Origin of the sequence: Caballeronia sp. LZ035, from assembly GCF_031451175.1 — a bacterium.
Lineage (GTDB): Bacteria > Pseudomonadota > Gammaproteobacteria > Burkholderiales > Burkholderiaceae > Caballeronia.
In genome coordinates, this window is the sequence record NZ_JARUXS010000001.1 from 154,538 (window position 1) to 172,118 (window position 17,581).

The 17,581-nt window shown below is 65.5% G+C and carries 12 protein-coding genes; 5 read left to right on the forward strand and 7 right to left on the reverse strand.

The features are described 5' to 3' along the window. Positions 1 to 8: 8 nt before the first annotated feature. Entirely contained in the window at positions 9 to 926 is a 918-nt protein-coding gene (locus tag QCE88_RS00770; RefSeq protein ID WP_309898323.1) for a MinD/ParA family protein, read from the reverse strand. Then, positions 919 to 2,703 carry a flagellar biosynthesis protein FlhF gene (flhF, locus tag QCE88_RS00775; RefSeq protein WP_309898325.1) on the reverse strand — a complete coding sequence of 595 codons (1,785 nt, stop codon included), beginning with the start codon at positions 2,701 to 2,703 and terminating at the stop codon, positions 919 to 921. The genes QCE88_RS00770 and flhF overlap by 8 nt, the downstream gene beginning before the upstream one ends. Before the next feature lie 323 nt (positions 2,704 to 3,026). Here flhF and QCE88_RS00780 point away from each other — a divergent pair, with 323 nt between their 5' ends. The 3 genes from QCE88_RS00780 (at position 3,027) to QCE88_RS00790 (ending at position 5,656) form a co-directional block, all read left to right on the forward strand. After that, on the forward strand, positions 3,027 to 4,751 hold the full coding sequence (locus QCE88_RS00780) for a thiamine pyrophosphate-binding protein (protein ID WP_309898327.1): 1,725 nt from the start codon (positions 3,027 to 3,029) through the stop codon (positions 4,749 to 4,751). A 78-nt stretch (positions 4,752 to 4,829) separates the two neighbouring features. After that, positions 4,830 to 5,093, forward strand: coding sequence for a PepSY domain-containing protein (locus QCE88_RS00785; protein WP_309898329.1), 264 nt, complete (start codon positions 4,830 to 4,832; stop codon positions 5,091 to 5,093). A gap of 17 nt (positions 5,094 to 5,110) precedes the next feature. After that, a complete protein-coding gene (locus QCE88_RS00790) occupies positions 5,111 to 5,656 on the forward strand; it encodes a cytochrome b/b6 domain-containing protein (protein WP_309898331.1) in 546 nt (181 codons plus the stop codon). Between the two features lie 51 nt (positions 5,657 to 5,707). On the opposite strand, the gene QCE88_RS00795 is transcribed toward QCE88_RS00790, so the two are convergent. Both QCE88_RS00795 and putA read right to left on the reverse strand, forming a co-directional pair. Beyond that, positions 5,708 to 6,853 carry a branched-chain amino acid ABC transporter substrate-binding protein gene (locus tag QCE88_RS00795; protein ID WP_309898333.1) on the reverse strand — a complete coding sequence of 382 codons (1,146 nt, stop codon included), beginning with the start codon at positions 6,851 to 6,853 and terminating at the stop codon, positions 5,708 to 5,710. A 100-nt stretch (positions 6,854 to 6,953) separates the two neighbouring features. Beyond that, positions 6,954 to 10,889 carry a trifunctional transcriptional regulator/proline dehydrogenase/L-glutamate gamma-semialdehyde dehydrogenase gene (putA, locus tag QCE88_RS00800; protein ID WP_309898335.1) on the reverse strand — a complete coding sequence of 1,312 codons (3,936 nt, stop codon included), beginning with the start codon at positions 10,887 to 10,889 and terminating at the stop codon, positions 6,954 to 6,956. A 311-nt stretch (positions 10,890 to 11,200) separates the two neighbouring features. Between putA and QCE88_RS00805 the strand changes: the two genes are divergently transcribed. Then, a complete protein-coding gene (locus QCE88_RS00805) occupies positions 11,201 to 11,356 on the forward strand; it encodes a hypothetical protein (protein WP_309898344.1) in 156 nt (51 codons plus the stop codon). Positions 11,357 to 11,394: 38 nt separating this feature from the next. Here QCE88_RS00805 and QCE88_RS00810 read toward each other — a convergent pair whose 3' ends face one another. Both QCE88_RS00810 and hemE read right to left on the reverse strand, forming a co-directional pair. Further along, positions 11,395 to 13,635, reverse strand: coding sequence for a primosomal protein N' (locus tag QCE88_RS00810; protein WP_309898346.1), 2,241 nt, complete (start codon positions 13,633 to 13,635; stop codon positions 11,395 to 11,397). Positions 13,636 to 14,103: 468 nt separating this feature from the next. Continuing rightward, the gene (hemE, locus tag QCE88_RS00815; protein ID WP_309898348.1) at positions 14,104 to 15,201 is read right to left on the reverse strand and encodes a uroporphyrinogen decarboxylase; all 1,098 of its coding nucleotides are present in this window, start codon (positions 15,199 to 15,201) and stop codon (positions 14,104 to 14,106) included. A 224-nt stretch (positions 15,202 to 15,425) separates the two neighbouring features. Between hemE and QCE88_RS00820 the strand changes: the two genes are divergently transcribed. Next, positions 15,426 to 16,289 (forward strand): transporter substrate-binding domain-containing protein, encoded by an 864-nt coding sequence (locus tag QCE88_RS00820; RefSeq protein WP_309898350.1) that lies wholly within the window; start codon positions 15,426 to 15,428, stop codon positions 16,287 to 16,289. A 4-nt stretch (positions 16,290 to 16,293) separates the two neighbouring features. On the opposite strand, the gene QCE88_RS00825 is transcribed toward QCE88_RS00820, so the two are convergent. Then, the gene (locus QCE88_RS00825; RefSeq protein WP_309898352.1) at positions 16,294 to 17,241 is read right to left on the reverse strand and encodes an alpha/beta hydrolase; all 948 of its coding nucleotides are present in this window, start codon (positions 17,239 to 17,241) and stop codon (positions 16,294 to 16,296) included. Between the last annotated feature and the right edge of the window lie 340 nt (positions 17,242 to 17,581).

The following is a 17,581-nucleotide window of genomic DNA, read 5'->3' on the forward strand; positions in this document are numbered from 1 at the left end:
TATCTTGATCACATCGACGCCGTACTGCTCATGGCCAGTTCGTGAAGCGCGGTCGCACGATGCGCCGTCTCCCGCCCGCCCTGCTCAGAGTCGCCAACCGGAATTCGCGCGTCCGCCTGGCCGTTCACCGCACGCGCATACGGCGCGGGGCGCATCGGCCAGTGGAGGAGCTCCGCCGCAATCGCGCGGTAGTCGCGTGCCGCGGCCGTGGCCGGGAACGCTTCGACTGCGCAGCGTGAGAGTTCCTTTGCCCGAGCGACGCGCGCATCCTCGGACACATATCCCGCCTGCACCAGCGACACAGCCAGATACCGGCTGGCGACGCCCGACAGGTTGTCGAACGCGACCGCCGCATCGGCCGGGTTCTGCACGTGATTGATCAGCACGCGGAACTGGCCGATCGCATGGGCGTAGTGCAGACGCTTCATGCACGCATACGCCTCGGTGATCGCCGACGCGGCCACCCGCGTCACAACGAGAAAGTCATGCGCCTGCGCCGCGAGCGACGAGAGCGCGCCATACCGGTCCATCTGCGCGTCGATCAGCACGATGTCCGCCGGACCGTCCAGCAACGCGCGGCATTGCGCGGCATCGTGGCTGATGCGTTCGTCACGCGGCGCCGCGAGCAGCGAGAAACCGAACGGCGTGCGCCCGGCAGCTTCCGCGAGCGTGCTGCGGCCGGTCATCACGGCAGCGGCCGCGCCCGCATCTTCGATGCCGGCGAGCCGACTGGCCGAAGCCGAATTGCGGTGCTCGTCGATCACGAGCACGTCCTTGCCATGCACCGACAGCGCCGCGCCGAGGTTCACCACCGTCGACGTGCAGCCGATTCCCGCCGGGCCGCCCACGACCGCCACCACCCGCGAGCCGGCTCGCGTGAGGAGCCGTCGCAGACCTTCTGCCTGGTCGAGCACGAACTTATCCAAAGTGCACCCCATGCATGTCGGTCGACGCACGCGCGGACAGCGCGGAGAGCAGCGCGGGCACTTCGTCGTCGCTCGGCACGAACGGCGAACCGTCGCGCGGAATGCAGAACGCGCTCTTGATGAGAAAACGCTTGCTCGCGACGTACAGGTTCTCCGGCACTTTCTGGCCGGTCGAGACGTAATGCACCGGCAGCTTGTAGCGGATCACCGTGTCGAGCACGCCGCCGAGATTGGTGGCTTCGTCGAGTTTGGTCAGGATGCAGCCCGCGAGCGGCGGCTGGTCCGGCGCGCTCTTGTAGGCCTGCACGACTTCGTTCAACGTATCGCCGTGGCTCGTCGCGTTGAGCAGCAGGATGCGCTGCACCGGATGGCCCGCGCCGCACAGCATCGCGATCTGGTCGGAGACCATGCGGTCACGCTGGCTCATGCCGATCGTGTCGATCAGCACGATGTGTTTGTTGCGCAGTTCGGACAGTGCCAGTTGCAGGTCGGCGGCGTCCTTCACCGCATGCACCGACACGCCCAGGATCTTGCCGAAGATGCGCAGTTGCTCGTGCGCGCCGATCCGGTAGCTGTCGGTCGTGAGCAGCGCAACCTTGCTGGCGCCGAAGCGCATCACGCAGCGCGCCGCGAGCTTCGCCGTGGTGGTCGTCTTGCCGACGCCCGTCGGGCCCATCAGCGCGAACACACCGCCGCGCTCCATCAGCGCGTCTTCACTGTCCATCACCGGAATGTTGCTTTCGAGGACTTGCTGCACCCATTCGAGCGCGCCTTCGACGCTTTCCATCTCCGGCATGTTGTCCATCACCATGCGCACGAGTTGCGCCGAGAAACCGGCGGAGAACAGACGCTTGGTCAGCGCGCCGCCCGTCGGGTTGCGACGCTGGCGCTCGCTCCACATCAGGCCGGCGAAGTGCTCTTCCATCATCTCGCGCATCGACGAGAGTTCGTTCATCACCGTGTCGTTGACGACCTGCTGCATGCGCGCCCGGATCGCTTCCGTCACGACCGCCGCCGCATTCGCGGGCAAGCCTTCGAAGACGCTTTCCGGCGTGGCGGGCGCGGCGCTCGGCGCCGGCGTCTCGGCGTGCGGCGCGCTCGTGTTGATCTTGTGCGCGGCGCGCCGGGCAGCGACCTGCGCGGCTTCGCGCGCCCAGTCGGGGGTGTCGATCTTCTGCTGCGCAGCGGGCTGCTTGACCGGCTGCGTCGCTTCGGCTCGCACCGACTGCTGCTGACGCAGTGCGTACCTGGCAACTTCCGTTTCGTCCGACTCGACCGGCGCCTGCGACAGCGTCGTCACCGGCACGCCCATGCCGCGTGCAATCGCCGCCGACGGCGTAAGCGGGCGGTTCGACGGCAGCGACGCCTGTTGGGCCAGGCGCTTCGCGTGCTCGATCAGCCACGGGTTGGTGTCGGCCATTGTGCGGGACGTGTCGTCGGTGGAGGACGCGAAGTCGTCTTCGTCGTCGGCATTTGCGCCGAACACGGAGGAGAACACGTCGCCGTTCACGTAGGGATTCGTGGCTGCCTGCTGTTTCACCGGAATCGCTGCCGCCGCGGCGGCCAGTGCCGCGCGTGACGCGCCGCCCGAACGCACCGCCTGCTCCTTCGCGGCGGGCGAGATCGAAGCGATATCGCTGTCCGCCACCCCGACGATTTCGACCGAACCGTCGTCCAGCGTGCGATTCGACAACACCACGGCATCGGGACCGAGCGTTTCACGAACCTGGCGCAATGCGTCACGGCTGTTCGCGCCGATGAATTTACGAATGTTCAAACTTGCCCCCGATGAGGTGTGATACGGCGATCGTTGCGAGCGAACCGGTCTGCCTGCTTGCCGGTCCCGCTTTTCAGTGAAGCCATTATTGCGAAGTTCCCCTTGGGTCCATCGCTGGATAAAGGGTGGGAAAAAGGGGTATTTCGGCTGATGGACACCTCGGCGCTTCAAGACAGCCCGCCCGCCGCCGGCAAATATTCCCGGACGGCGTGTGGCCGAAGCCGCGCCCGGACGCGTAAGCTGGAGGGCACGTCGCTCACCGTCCGGCTCCTCTCCGGCATCGCACCGAGGCGTTTCCGGACACTTCAAGGAGACTTCATCGCATGACGTCCGCCGCTTCCGCTGCTTCTCCCGCTTCTCCCGCTTCTCCCGCTTCGCCCGAAAGCCAGACGACCGGCGCTCGTCTCGTCGTCGATGCGCTCGTCCATCACGGCGTCGAGCGCGTGTTCTGCGTGCCCGGAGAGAGCTTCCTCGCGGTGCTCGATGCGCTGCACGACGAGACGGCGCAGATCCAGACCATCGTCTGCCGGCACGAGGCCGGCGCGGCGAACATGGCGGAGGCGGTCGGCAAGCTGACGGGACGTCCAGGCGTGGCGATCGTCACGCGCGGGCCGGGCGCGACGCACGCGTCGATCGGCGTACACACCGCGTTTCAGGATTCGACGCCGATGCTGCTGCTCATCGGCCAGTGCGCGCGCGATCACATGGACCGCGAGGCCTTCCAGGAGATCGACTACCGGCGCATGTTCGGGCAGATGGCGAAGTGGGTCGCGCAGGTCGACGACCCGCGCCGCGTGCCGGAATATCTGAGTCACGCGTTTCACGTCGCGACGGCGGGCCGTCCCGGACCGGTCGTGCTCGCGCTGCCGGAAGACATGCTGACGGAGACGCTTGCCGCCATTCCCCCGCTGCCGCGCTACCAGCGCGTGGCGGCCGCGCCCGCGCCGGCCCAGATGGAGCGCCTGCGCGAGTTGCTCGGCAACGCCCGGAAGCCGTTCGTGATCGCGGGCGGCAGCGGCTGGACGGAAGCAGCCACGCAGGACTTCGCGCGCTTCGTCGAGCAATGGCAGTTGCCGGCGGGCTGCGCATTCCGCTATCAGGACACGCTGTCGAACGAGCATCCGAACTACGCCGGCGATGTCGGTCTCGGCATCAACCCGGCGCTCGCCGCGCGCGTGCGCGACGCCGACGTGCTCTTCGTGCTCGGCCCGCGCATGGGCGAATCGACGACGGGCGGTTATGCGCTGCTCGACATCCCGAAGCCGAAACAGACGCTGATCCATGTACATCAGGGCGCGGAGGAACTCGGGCGCGTCTATCACGCGGATTTGCCGATCGTCTCGGGCATGCCGGAAATCGCGGCGATGCTTGCCGCACTGCCGCCGCCGCGTTCCATCGCGTGGGCCGGCGAGGCAGAAGCGGCACACGCCGCGTATCTCGAATGGCGCGAGCCGCGCCCGATGCTCGGCGATGTCCAGCTCGGCGAGATCATGCGCCACCTCGCCCAGACCCTTCCCGCCGACGCCATTCTCACCAACGGCGCCGGCAACTATGCGACGTGGCTGCATCGGCATTATTCGTATCGGCAGTTTCGCTCGCAGGTCGCGCCCACCAGCGGCGCAATGGGCTACGGCGTGCCCGCCGCGATCGCCGCGAAGTCGCTGTATCCGGAGCGCACGGTGATCGCCTTCGCGGGCGACGGCTGCTTCATGATGTCGAGCCACGAGCTGGCGACGGCCATGCAATATGCATTGCCGGTGATTTTCATCGTCGTGAACAACGGCCAGTACGGGACGATCCGCATGCATCAGGAACGGCACTATCCGAACCGCGTGCACGGAACGGGACTGACGAACCCGGACTTCGCCGCCTACGCGCGGGCGTTCGGCGCACACGGCGAATGCGTCGAGACGACCAGCCAGTTCATGCCCGCGTTCGAGCGCGCGCAGCGTTCCGGCCTGCCTGCCGTGATCGAAATCCGCATTCCGGCGGAACAGAGCACGCCCGGCGCGACGCTCGAACACATTCGCCAGCAAGGCAAGCGTTAGCGGACAAACTTTCAGTCTGCTTGCGGTGCGCTCCCGGTGGCGCTAGAGTAGCCCGTCCAAAACCACCGGGAGTAAGTCATGCTGAAGATTCTGGCGTTGTCGTTGGCAATGGGATTGTCGGGTGCGGCGTTCGCGAAGGCGGATTGCACGGCGCATCCAAAAAGCGAATGGATGAAGGAGTCCGACGCGAAGGCGAAGCTCGAGGGCGAAGGCTACAAGATCCGCAAGTTCAAGGTCGATGGCAACTGCTACGAGATCTACGGCCACGACAAGAACGGCAAGAAGGTCGAGATCTATTACGACACGAAGACGCTCGCGGTCGTGAAGTCGGAAGTGGAATAAGCGTCCTGTCTCCGCCCGTGACCAGGCCCACGAAAGTCTGGGACATCTGGGTGCGGCTCACGCACTGGGCCGTCGCGGGCATCGTCCTCTGGAATCTGTTCGGTCCGACCGACTCCACTCACCGGCTGCTCGGATATGGCGCGGCGGGACTGGTTGCCGCACGCTTCGTGTGGGGCTTCATTGGGTCCCGGCACGCGCGCTTCTCGGCTTGGTGGCCCACGCGCACGCATCTCGTCGAGTATCTGCGTTCGCTGGCTGCCGGCCAGCCGATGCACCATCTTTCGCACAATCCGCTCGGCGCGTTGATGGCGCTCACGCTGTGGTGCCTGGTTCTCGCGCTCGCGCTATCCGGCTGGATCATGCGGCTCGACGCCTTCTGGGGCGAAGACTGGCCGCAGGAGATTCACAGTTGGCTCGCGGTCGCGATTGAAGTCTGCGTCTGCGTGCATGTCCTTGCTGCCGTGCTGATGAGTGTGTGGACGCGGGAGAATCTCATCGGGGCGATGCTGACGGGCAACAAGCGGAGCAACAAGCGCGGTCCCGAAAAAGAAAAAGCCCCGTGACCTGAATCACGGGGCTTTCACTCGAAACATCAACCTCAAAAACGGGCGTGCTTACTTCCCGCCCACGCTTTGCAGCGTCGTCCACTTCCCGCCGACAACCTTGTACAGCGTGATGCCGCCGTTCTTCAGATCGCCCTTCGAGTCGTATTGCAGGTGCTTCGCCGTCACGCCCTGCATGTCGGTCTTCGCGAGGAACGGCAGGTACTTGGCCGGATCCGTCGAGTTGGCCGCCTTCATCGCGGTGAACATTGCCATTGCGCCGTCGTAGGCGTACGGCGAGTAGGTCTGCACGTCTTCGTTGAAGCGCTTCTTGTACTTCGCTTCGTAGGCCGCGCCGCCCGGCATTTCGTCCATCGGCAGGCCGGCGAGCGAGGCCACCGTGCCGTCGGCCGCATCGCCCGAGATCTTGATGAAGGTGTCGGTCTTCACCATTTCGCCGGCCATCAGCGGCGCGCGCAGGCCGAGCGTCTTCATTTGCTTGACCATCGGACCGGCTTGCGAATCCGCGCCGCCGTAGTACACGAGGTCCGGATTCATCGACTTGATCTTGGTCAGGATGGCCTTGAAGTCCACGGCCTTGTCGTTCGTGAATTCACGGTCGACGATCGTGCCGCCGGCCGCCTTCGCCGCCTTCTCGAACTGGTCGGCAAGACCTTGGCCATACGCCGTGCGGTCATCGACGATCGCAATCTTCTTGACCTTCAGATTCTTCACCGCGAACTCACCCGCGACCGAACCCTGCTGCGTGTCCGAGGTCATCATGCGGAACGCCGTCTTGAAGCCCTGCGTGGTGTACTCCGGCGCCGTCGCCATGGCGATCTCGGGAATGCCCGCGTTCGCGTAGATGCGCGAAGCCGGGATCGTCGTGCCCGAGTTGAAGTGGCCCAGCATGCCCTTGATGCCGTCGTCCACGAGGCGCTGCGCGACCGTCGTGCCGGTGCGCGGGTCGGCCTGGTCGTCAGCGGATTCCAGCACGATGCGAACCGGCTTGCCGCCGATCACCGGCTTCGTCGCGTTGAAATCTTCCACCGCGAGCGTGATGCCGTTCTGCATGTCCTTGCCGTAGTGCGCCTGGGCGCCCGTCAGCGGACCCGCGTAACCCACCTTCACGTCTTCCGCCGTTTGCGCGGCTGCCGTCCCCGCGAACAGGCCGGCGAGCGTCATGGCTGCCGCCAGCTTGGTCATCGTGTGCTTCATAGCTTCTCCTGGTTCCAGTGTGGATGGCAGCGCGTGCCGGGATCACCGTGCCTGCTGCCGCTTGTTTGAATGTTCCTGATCCGAGCGTCCGAGGGGTAACTCAGCCGATCGTCATCAAATTGGCATTGCCGCCTGCCGCCGCCGTGTTCACGCTCACCGAGCGTTCCGTCAGCAGACGTTCGAGCGCATAGTCTTCGCCGTCGTGGCCCGCGTCGGCGAACGCTCCCGCTGCCACGCCCTGCACCGATACGATCGGTCCCGGGCGCTTAGCAACTTCCTTCACGAGCGACAGCAGTTCATCGCTGTCACCTTCGAACAGCACGGCGTCGAAGTCCTCGGCCGCCTTGCGGACCTGCGCATACGGCTTGAGCGCCGCCGGCAGCGACGCCGCCAGTTGCTCGCCCGCCGATCCGCTGAACAACGCACGATTGCCGGTCGCGAGCACCGCCGCCAACTGCGCGCGCGCGCCGCTCTGGGTCGCCGCCACGCACAGCACCGTGCCGCGCGCGCCGAGCGTGTAGGTATTGCGCTCGCCGGTCGGGCCGGTCAGCACCGCCGTCGCGCCCGCCATCACGTGCTGCAGATAACCGTCGCAACGCGCGGCCGTGTGCGGATCGCGCTCGCCGATCGCCCAGTCGCGCAACGCGGTGAGCGCCGCAGCCGGCGTGTCCTTCGTCGCAGCAGGATCAACGGTCAGCGCGCTTTCCAGCGACTTCGGCAAACCGCCCGGACGCTTGGCCAGCAGGCGTTGCAGATACAGCGCGCCACCCGCCTTCGGACCCGTTCCCGACAGACCTTCGCCACCGAACGGCTGCACGCCCACCACGGCGCCGATCACATTGCGGTTCACGTAGATGTTGCCCACGTGCGCCCGCGAAATGACATGCGCGATGGTTTCGTCGATTCGCGTATGAATGCCGAGCGTCAGGCCATAGCCGGTCGCGCGAATTTGGTCGAGGAGTTTATCAAGGTTCGATCGGCGGTAGCGAACCACATGGAGCACCGGGCCGAACACTTCGCGCTTCAGCTCGTCGATGTTCTCCAGTTCGATCAGCGTCGGCGGCACGAAGGTGCCTTGCGCGCAGTGATCCGGCATCGGCAGCTGCACGACGTTGCGGCCTTTCTCGCGCATCGCGACGACGTGGGCGTCGATGCCGCGCTTCGCGTCCGTGTCGATGACCGGGCCAACGTCCGCCGACAGCCGGTCCGGATTGCCCACCGCCAGTTGATTCATCGCGCCGGTGAGCATTTCGAGCGTGCGGTCGGCGACGTCGTCCTGCAGGCACAGCACGCGCAGCGCCGAACAGCGCTGGCCGGCCGAGTCGAACGACGACTGCAGCACGTCCGCCACGACCTGCTCCGCGAGCGCCGACGAATCGACGATCATCGCGTTCTGTCCGCCGGTCTCGGCGATCAGCGGAATCGGGCGGCCGTCCGGATCGAGGCGCTCGGAGAGCGTCTTGTTGATGAGGCGCGCGACTTCGGTCGAGCCGGTGAACATCACGGCGCGGGTGCGCGGATCGGCGACCAGCGCCGCGCCCACCGTTTCGCCATTGCCCGGCAGCAGTTGCACCGCGCCCGGCGGCACGCCGGCCTCGCGCAGGATGCGCACGGCTTGCGCGGCGATCAGCGGCGTCTGTTCCGCCGGCTTCGCGAGCACCGGATTGCCGGCCGCGAGCGCGGCGGCGACCTGGCCCATGAAGATCGCGAGCGGGAAGTTCCACGGGCTGATACACACGACCGGACCGAGCGGACGATGCGTATCGTTCGAGAACTCGCCACGGATCTGCGCGGCGTAGTAGCGCAGGAAATCGACGGCTTCGCGAATCTCGGCAATCGCGTTCGGCAGCGACTTGCCCGCCTCGCGGATGATGAGGCCCATCAGCGTGTGCATCTGCGCTTCGAGCAGGTCGGCGGCGCGGGTCAGGCAGTCCGCGCGGTCTTCGACCGGCGTCGCCTGCCAGATCGGCGCGGCGGCGACAGCGTTGGCAATGGCCGCGCTCACCTGTTCAGGCGAAGCCTCGACCACGGTGCCGACGAGATCGCGCAGATCCGACGGATTGCGCACGTCGCGGGCGACGCCGTTGGCTGCGTCGTCGGCGGCAGCGCCTTCGAGCATGGGCTGCGCGCGCCACGCATGATTCGCGCTCGCCAGCAGCGCCGACGAAAGCGACGCCAGCCGATGCTCGTTCGACAGATCGAGGCCCATCGAATTGGGACGTTCGTCGCCATACAGATGGCGCGGCAGCGGAATCTTCGCGTGCGGCGCGCCGAGCGGCACGAGCTTCTGTGCTTCGTCGATCGGATCCTGGACGAGATCCTTCACCGGAATCGTTTCGTCGGCGATGCGGTTCACGAACGACGTGTTCGCGCCGTTTTCGAGCAGACGCCGCACGAGATACGCGAGCAGCGTTTCATGCGTGCCGACCGGCGCATACACGCGGCACGGACGGTTGAGCTTGTCGCGGCCGGTGACTTCCTCGTAGAGCGGCTCGCCCATGCCGTGCAGGCACTGGAACTCATACTGGCCGGGATAATAGTTCTGGCCCGCGAGGTGATAGATCGCCGACAGCGTGAATGCGTTGTGCGTCGCGAACTGCGGATAGACCGCGTCGGGCGCCGCCAGCAGCTTCTTCGCGCACGCGAGATATGAGATGTCCGTGTAGATCTTGCGCGTGTAGACCGGATAGCCTTCGAGGCCGTCCACTTGGGCACGCTTGATTTCCGTGTCCCAGTACGCGCCCTTCACAAGGCGGATCATCAGGCGATGGCGGCTGCGGCGGGCGAGATCGATCAGATAGTCGATCACGAACGGGCAGCGCTTCTGATAACCCTGCACCACGAAGCCGATGCCGTTCCAGCCCGCGAGTTCCGGATCGAAACACAGCGCTTCGAGCAGATCCAGCGAGATTTCGAGACGGTCGGCTTCTTCTGCGTCGATGTTCAGGCCGATGTCATAGCGGCGCGCGAGCTGCGCCAGAGAGCGCACGCGCGGCAGCAGCTCGTTCATCGTGCGTTCCTGCTGGGCGCGCGAGTAGCGCGGATGCAGCGCCGAGAGCTTGATCGAGATACCCGGGCCTTCGTAGATGCCACGCCCGCCGGCCGCCTTGCCGATCGCATGAATGGCCTGCTCGTAGGACGCGTAGTAACGCAGCGCGTCTTCCTCGGTCGTCGCGGCTTCGCCGAGCATGTCGTACGAGTAGCGGAAACCGCGTGCTTCGAACTTGCGGCTGTTCGCCAGCGCCTCGGAAATGGTCTCGCCGGTGACGAACTGCTCGCCCATCAGCCGCATCGCCATGTCGACGCCCTTGCGGATCAGCGGCTCGCCGCCTCGGCCGATCAGGCGCGTCAGCGCGGACGACAGACCGGCTTCGCTGTTGGTCGTCACCAGTTTGCCGGTGATCATGAGGCCCCACGTCGCGGCGTTCACGAACAGCGACGGCGCCTGACCCATGTGCGACTTCCAGTCGCCCTTGCTGATCTTGTCGCGGATCAGCGCATCGCGCGTGGCGCGGTCGGGAATGCGCAGCAGCGCTTCCGCAAGACACATCAGCGCGACGCCTTCCTGGCTCGACAGCGAAAATTCGTGAATCAGGCCTTCGACGCCGCCACCCGAACTCTTCGCGCGCAACGCTTCGACGAGCTTCGTCGCGAGTTTTTCGGTATCGGCGGAGACGTTCGCCGGCAGGCGCGCCTGGCCGATCAGGAACGGTACACATTCCGGCTCGGGGCGGCGATACGCGGCGGTGATCGCCGCGCGCAGCACCGATTGCGGCTGCACGTTCTGGGCAAAGTCGAGGAAGGGATGCGGCGCGCCGTCTTCGTCGCTGTCGACGGGCGCGGCGTCGGCCAGTTCCGAAGCGCCGCTCGCACCCGACAACTCGGGCGGCAACTGGCCGTGCTCGATGCGCTCGAGGTAGGCAAAGATCGCCTGCTTGATCAGCCAGTGAGGAGTGCGCTCGAGACGCGTCGCGGCATCCTTGAGCCGGGAACGCAGCAGATCGTCGACTTTAACGCCTAAGGTTGTGCTCGCCATGTTTCCTTCGTTTGCCGGTGGTGCGTACCCGGCGAAAGACTAAAAAGTGGGCGAATCGTACTCCGCTGATATAAAAGGTGCAACCGAATTTCAAAATGGGTTGCACCCATAAATAACCGTTGCGGGTCAAGGGCTTGCGGGGGTCGCTCCAGACTTCTGGCAACAAGCTCGGCTCAGTACTTTCCCTGAAGCAAATAATTTTGGGACAAACCCTAAGCAATGCGCCCGGCCGCGCCGATATAAACACAATGCGCCGCCCACGGCGCGGCATTCGCGGTCAACGATCCGCGACCTCGGGGAGAGTTTCGAGCATGAGCACTTGGATGGTGGTAACCAGCGTTTGGGTGATGTTCGCAGTCTGTGTCGTGCTGTTCGTGCGGGGTGCATCGCCGCACGTGCATCGCTCCGACGATGCCCCGGACAAGGGCCGACGCGCCCGCAACGGCGTTTCCCGCGCGAAGTCCTGAGCTTTTCACGGCGGCGCAACGCCGCTTTCACGCCAGCATCAGACGTCCTGTGGATCGACTTCCACATTCCAGCGCAGCACACCTTTCAGCGAACGCAGCACCGGCTGCCAGGCATGCAGCGCGGCTTGCAGCGCCGCGCGCGAGTTGCTTTCCAGCAGCAATTGCGCGCGATGCACGTTGAACACTTTCACGATGGTCAGCGGCACGGCGTCGTACACCGTGACGCGCTCGGCGCCCGGCAGCGGCGCGAATCCGGCGGCCGCCTGCTCAAGAAAGGCCAGCGCCGCGTCGAGCGTGCGTCCCTCGGCGCGCAGCATCGCCTGATAGACGAATGGCGGCAGGTGCGCGTCACGCCGTTCGGCCAAGGTCGAATTGGCGAATCCCGCATAGTCCTGGCGCGTCAACGCCTGATAGAGCGCATGGCGCGGGTAGCGCGTCTGGATCATCACCTCGCCGGGCAGACCGGCGCGCCCCGCCCGGCCGCTCACCTGCGTCAATTGGGCAAACAGACGTTCACTGGCGCGGAAATCGTGTGAGAACAGCGCAAGGTCGGCATTGAGCACGCCGACGAGCGTCACGCGCCGGAAGTCGTGCCCCTTCGCAATCATCTGCGTGCCGACCAGAATGTCGACTTCCCCGGCATGGACATCGGAGAACAGCGCCTGCGCGCTGCCCTTGCGGCGCGTGCTGTCGGCATCGATGCGCAGCACGCGCGCGCCCGGCACCACGCTCGCGAGCGTCTCCTCGACGCGCTGCGTGCCGCGGCCCATCGGCGCGATGTCGATGTTGCCGCAATCCGGACACGACTTCGGAATGCGCGACTCCCATCCGCAGTGGTGACAGCGCAGCGCCCGCTCCGGCTTGTGCAGCACGGCATACGCGCTGCAACGCGGGCAGCCCGCGACCCAGCCGCAGGCGTCGCATGACAGGATCGGCGCATAACCCCGCCGGTTCAGGAACACGAGACTCTGTTCGCCCCGCTCGACACGCGTCTTCAACGCGGCAATCAACGGCCCCGACAGTCCATCGACCGACGCACGGCCGCGGCGCCGCTCCTCTTCCAGGTCGATAAGCCTGACGCCCGGCAGCACGGCCTCGGCGACGGCCCGTCGTGTCAGCGTCAGCCGCGTGTACCGGCCCTGCTCCGTCTGCCACCAGGTTTCGAGCGACGGCGTCGCGGAGCCCAGCACGACCGCGATGTCGAGTTGCTTGGCGCGATAGATAGCGAGATCGCGTGCGGAATAGCGCAGGCCTTCCTGCTGCTTGTAAGCGGGGTCGTGCTCCTCGTCGACGACGATCATCGCCAGGTGCGGCATCGATGCCAGGATGGCGAGGCGCGTGCCGAGCACGATCCGCGCGTGCCCCGTGTGAGCGGCCAGCCAGTTGCGCGCGCGCTCGCCTTCAGCAAGGCCGCTGTGCATCGTGACGATGGCCCCGTCCGCGAGGCCCGCGAAGCGCGTGCGGAAGGCGGCCTCGAACTGCGGCGTCAGGTTGATTTCAGGCACCAGGACAAGCGCCTGCGCGTCGGGGCGGGCGGCGAATAACTGCGCCAGCGCCTGTAGATACACCTCGGTCTTGCCACTTCCCGTCACGCCGTGCAGCAGAAACGGGGCAAAACCCTGCGCGGCCGAGATGGCATCGACGGCTGTGCGTTGTTCGTCGGTCAGCACCGGAAGGGGGGCGTTGCCGGTCGGCGTGACGTGAATCGGCGACTCCGGGACGCGCTCGTCCACTCGCTCGATCCAGCCGCGAGCCAGCCATTCTTCCAGCGTCGCGCCCGCCTTGGGGTGCAGCGCGCGGGCATCGCTCATGCCCAGGAAAGGCTGGTCGGCGAGCGTTTGCGCCAGACGACGCAGCGCGCTGGCGCGGGCGGGCAAGGCATCGGGCAAGGCGGCGCGGCCTTCGGCCAGCAAGCGGTAACGCGCCTCGACGGCGAACAGGCGACTCCACCTCGACGCATCGCGCAGCGCCTGCGGCAGCGCCGGCAGCGCGACTTCCCCAAGACCGCGCTGATAGTAGTCCGCGGCAAATTCAGTGAGCGCGATCCAGGACGCCGACAATGGCGGGCACGATTCGCAGATCGCGCTGACGCTGCGCAACTTGCCTGCGGGGACATCGGTGGTGGAGGTGACCTCGCAGATCAGTCCCACCACTTCGCGCCGGCCAAACGGCACCCGCACCAGCGTTCCCGCCATTGGCGCCTCGGCCAGCGCATAGCGATAGTCGAACAACACCGGCATCGGCTGATCCACGGCGACGCGCACGAAGAGGTCGCCCATTATCCACAGCTCCGGCCGTGTGGGCGTGGAACGGGTGCATGGATTGCCCGGCTGAAGTTAAAGTAAAACATCAGAATCGTTGGTAAACCGCAGATTAGTTTTGGATTTCCGATGCTTTCCACAGCCTTGTGGATAACTTTGTTGAGAACTGCCGGCGGTCACGCCGCAAACCCCGTCACGAAACCCTTATGTGCGCTGGCCCACATTTCGGGCAAAGCAGTCTAAAACTCTTATCATTCATGGACTTAAAGCACATATAGAGATGCCGTATCAGCTGTTTCAGGCCATAGGTCTGATGGCGCGCCGCAGCGAACGAAATGTGTATAAGTTCAGTCTTGACATCGCCGGACCCCGCCTGAGGCGGGCGATTGCGACAAAAAGCTACACCCGCTGACGATTCCAGGCGGAATCGCCACATTGCAGCGCAACATGCGTGCGTAACACGGGCTTTCGGACACATCACTGGAACTAGCGAGTAGCCTGTCCAGCCCGAATGGCGCGGCTGTGCCGATGCACCTCGTCAACCAGCTCCGCGACGTGCTCCGGCGGCGTGAACTGCGAAATACCATGGCCCAGATTGAAAACGTGGCCCGGATGGTTGCCGAAACTGTCGAGCACGGCGCGTGCTTCGGTGCGGATCGCGGCGGGCGGTGCGAACAGCACGTTCGGATCGATGTTTCCCTGCAGCGCGACGCGCGCGCCCACTTTCTCGCGCGCACGGCCGAGGTTCACGGTCCAGTCGAGTCCGACGGCATCGACGCCCGTTGCCGCGATCTCCTCCAGCCACAGGCCGCCGCCCTTGGTGAAGGTGATGACCGGGACGCGCGCGCCGTCGTGCTCGCGCTTCAGTCCCGCGACGATCTTCGCAATGTAATCGAGCGAGAAGCGCTGATAGGCGCCATCCGCGAGCGCGCCGCCCCATGTGTCGAAGATCATCACGGCTTGTGCGCCCGCTTCGATCTGCGCATTCAGGTACGCGACCACGGCCTGCGCGTTGATGTCGAGGATGCGGTGCATCAGGTCCGGCCGCGCATAGGCCAGCGACTTGACCGTGCGATGGTCGTCCGAACCGCCGCCTTCCACCATGTAGCACGCCAGCGTCCACGGACTGCCCGAAAAGCCGATCAGCGGGACCTTCTGGCGGCCCTGCGAATCAGTAAGCGCGCGCCGGATCTGGCTGACGGCGTCGGTGACGTAGCGCAGCGTGCTGTCGATGTCCGGCACCGCGAGGCGCTTCACGTCGTCTTCCGTGCGCACGGTCCGCTCGAAACGCGGGCCCTCGCCCTGCACGAAGTTCAGCCCGAGACCCATCGCGTCAGGCACGGTCAGGATGTCGGAAAAGAGAATGGCGGCGTCCAGCGGAAAGCGCTCGAGCGGCTGGAGCGTGACTTCGGTCGCGTAATCGGGGTTCTTTGCGAGCCCGAGGAAACTGCCGGCGCGCGTCCGTGTGGCGTTGTACTCGGGCAGGTAGCGGCCTGCCTGACGCATCAGCCAGATCGGGGTGTAGTCGGTGGGCTGACGCAGCAGCGCGCGCAGGAAGGTGTCGTTCAGGAGAGTGTGTGCCACGTCGCTCGGTGCTCGATGCTGAAGGCGAAGAATCATTCATTCTACCGGACGGCCCGAGCGTTGCCGTTGACGGATCCGGACCATTCGGCGAGTCTCACACGGCGGCGGTGCGGGTCGGCCTATGCCATTCGGCCGACTGTCGGCGCGCCGAACGGCTCGCTATGATCGCTGGACGGTCATCACAATTCACAACCACTCAGAAGCAAAGACAACCGGGAGAATCAATGAAACGCACGTCTGTCCGTCTTGCCGCAGCCGCATGTGCCGTTGGCGCCGTCACGCTGTCGTTCGCGTTCGCGGGCGCCGCGCAGGCTCAGACCGTCCAGGCGGGCGCCGTGTCGGGCGCACAGCCCGCAGCGGCGTCCGCGCCTGTCGCCGCCGCGCCGGCCACACGCCTCGACAGCATTCTCGCGCGCCATACGCTGCGCGTCTGCACTACGGGCGACTACAAGCCGTATTCGTTCCTGCGGCCGGACGGACAGTTCGAAGGCATCGACATCGATCTGGCAGAGAGCCTCGCCAAGTCGCTCGGCGCCAAGGTGGAATACGTGAAGACGTCGTGGTCGAACCTGATGAACGACTTCATCGCCCAGTGCGACATCGCCGTGGGCGGCGTCTCAACCACACTCGAGCGCCAGAAGCGCGCGTTCTTCACCGCGCCGTACATGGAAGACGGCAAGACGCCCATCGTCCGCTGCGGCGATGTCGACAAGTACCAGACGGTTGCGCAGATCGATCAGCCGGGCGTGCGCACCATCGTCAATCCGGGCGGCACGAACGAGCGCTTTGCCAAACAGTATTTCCCGCACTCGCAGCTGATCGAGTATCCGGACAACGTGACCATCTTCAAGCAGATCCTCGATGGCAAAGCAGACGTCATGGTCACGGACGCGTCCGAGACGCTGCTCCAGCAGAAGCTCAATCCGGGCTTGTGCTCGGTGCATCCGGACAAGCCGTTCCAGTTCGGAGAGAAGGCGTATCTGCTGCCGCGCGGCGACGTGGTGTTCCAGCAGTACGTCGACCAGTGGCTGCATCTCGCCCGTTCGTCGGGCGAGTATCAGGCTGTATATGACAAGTGGCTGAAGTAAAGGCTCAGCGCCCCGCCCGCAGCAGCTCGCCGGTGCGCACGCCGATCTTGCGCAACCAGGCGAGCGCCGCCTCGGAGTGCGAATGCAGGCGGGCGAATCCGTGCGTCATGTCGTGCGCGTCGATCATCTCGGCGCGGCCGCCATTGGCTTCGAGAAAGCTCTTGAGGGCGTAGGCATCGTCGTAGAGCGGGTCGTAGGCCGCCGCAACGATCAGCGCCGGAGCGGGCGAGCGCTCGTACGGCTCGGCGAGCGGGAAGGCGCGTGCGTCGTCGGAATCGGGCGTGCCGGCCGCGAAGAACCGGGCCCAGTACCACTTCATCTCTTCATTGGTGAGGCCTGGACCGTTCGCGTTGGCGATGCTGCTCGGGCTGTCGAACTGTTGCCGCATGACCGGATAGAGGAGCAACTGCAAGTCGACGATTCCCGCCACCTGCTGGTTTGCGCCGCGCGCCGCGACCACCGCCAGGTGCGCGCCGGCGCTGTCGCCGCCCACGGCGAGCCGGTCAGTCGCAAAGCCGAGGCGCGAGCGGTGCTCGGCGAGCCAGATCAGCGCGTCGAACGCGTCGGCGCACGGCGCGGGGAATGGAAACTCGGGCGCCAGCCGGTAATCAACGCTTGCCACCGCGCATTGGGCATCCCGCGCGAGCCGCGCGACGAGGCCGTGGTGCGTCTCCAGGTCGCCGACCACCCAGCCGCCGCCATGAAAATACACCAGGAGCGGCAAGGGGCCCGCGATGTCGGCCGGTTGGTAGATGCGCGCGTTGACGGTGCGGCCCTCGAGGGGGATCTCGATGTCCACGGTCGTGACAGCTGCATCGCCCGGGACGGCGTACGCGCTTGCAATTTTGCTGAACCGGTCTCGCACTGCTTGCGCGTCGTCGTCCAGTGCAGGAAGCGGAAACGCCTGGGCAACGTTTTGGTAGTAGCGCAGCAGAGCCGCATCGATGGTCATGCTTGTCTCCAGATGATTGTTTGGAAAAGACGCCCGCACACGGGTTTTGCGCTCCGTTTACATGCGTCCGCGCGTTCGATTTTCTCGGACGATTAGAATAATCGCACTAGGCCTTAAGTCGGCATTTTTTCATTCGAACCATCCGATGAAGTGAGCGTTTCGAAGATCGGGCAATATATCCACGCGAAACCCACTAATTGCGCGCGAAAATTTCCTGAAAGCCTTACGGGACGGGGGTTACAACCTGAAACACTTTGTTACGGCGACGCGGATTCAATTCGCCCACAATCTGTTCAAACGGTTTCAACACGGATGTATTGGGGCGTGCGAGATAAAAGCT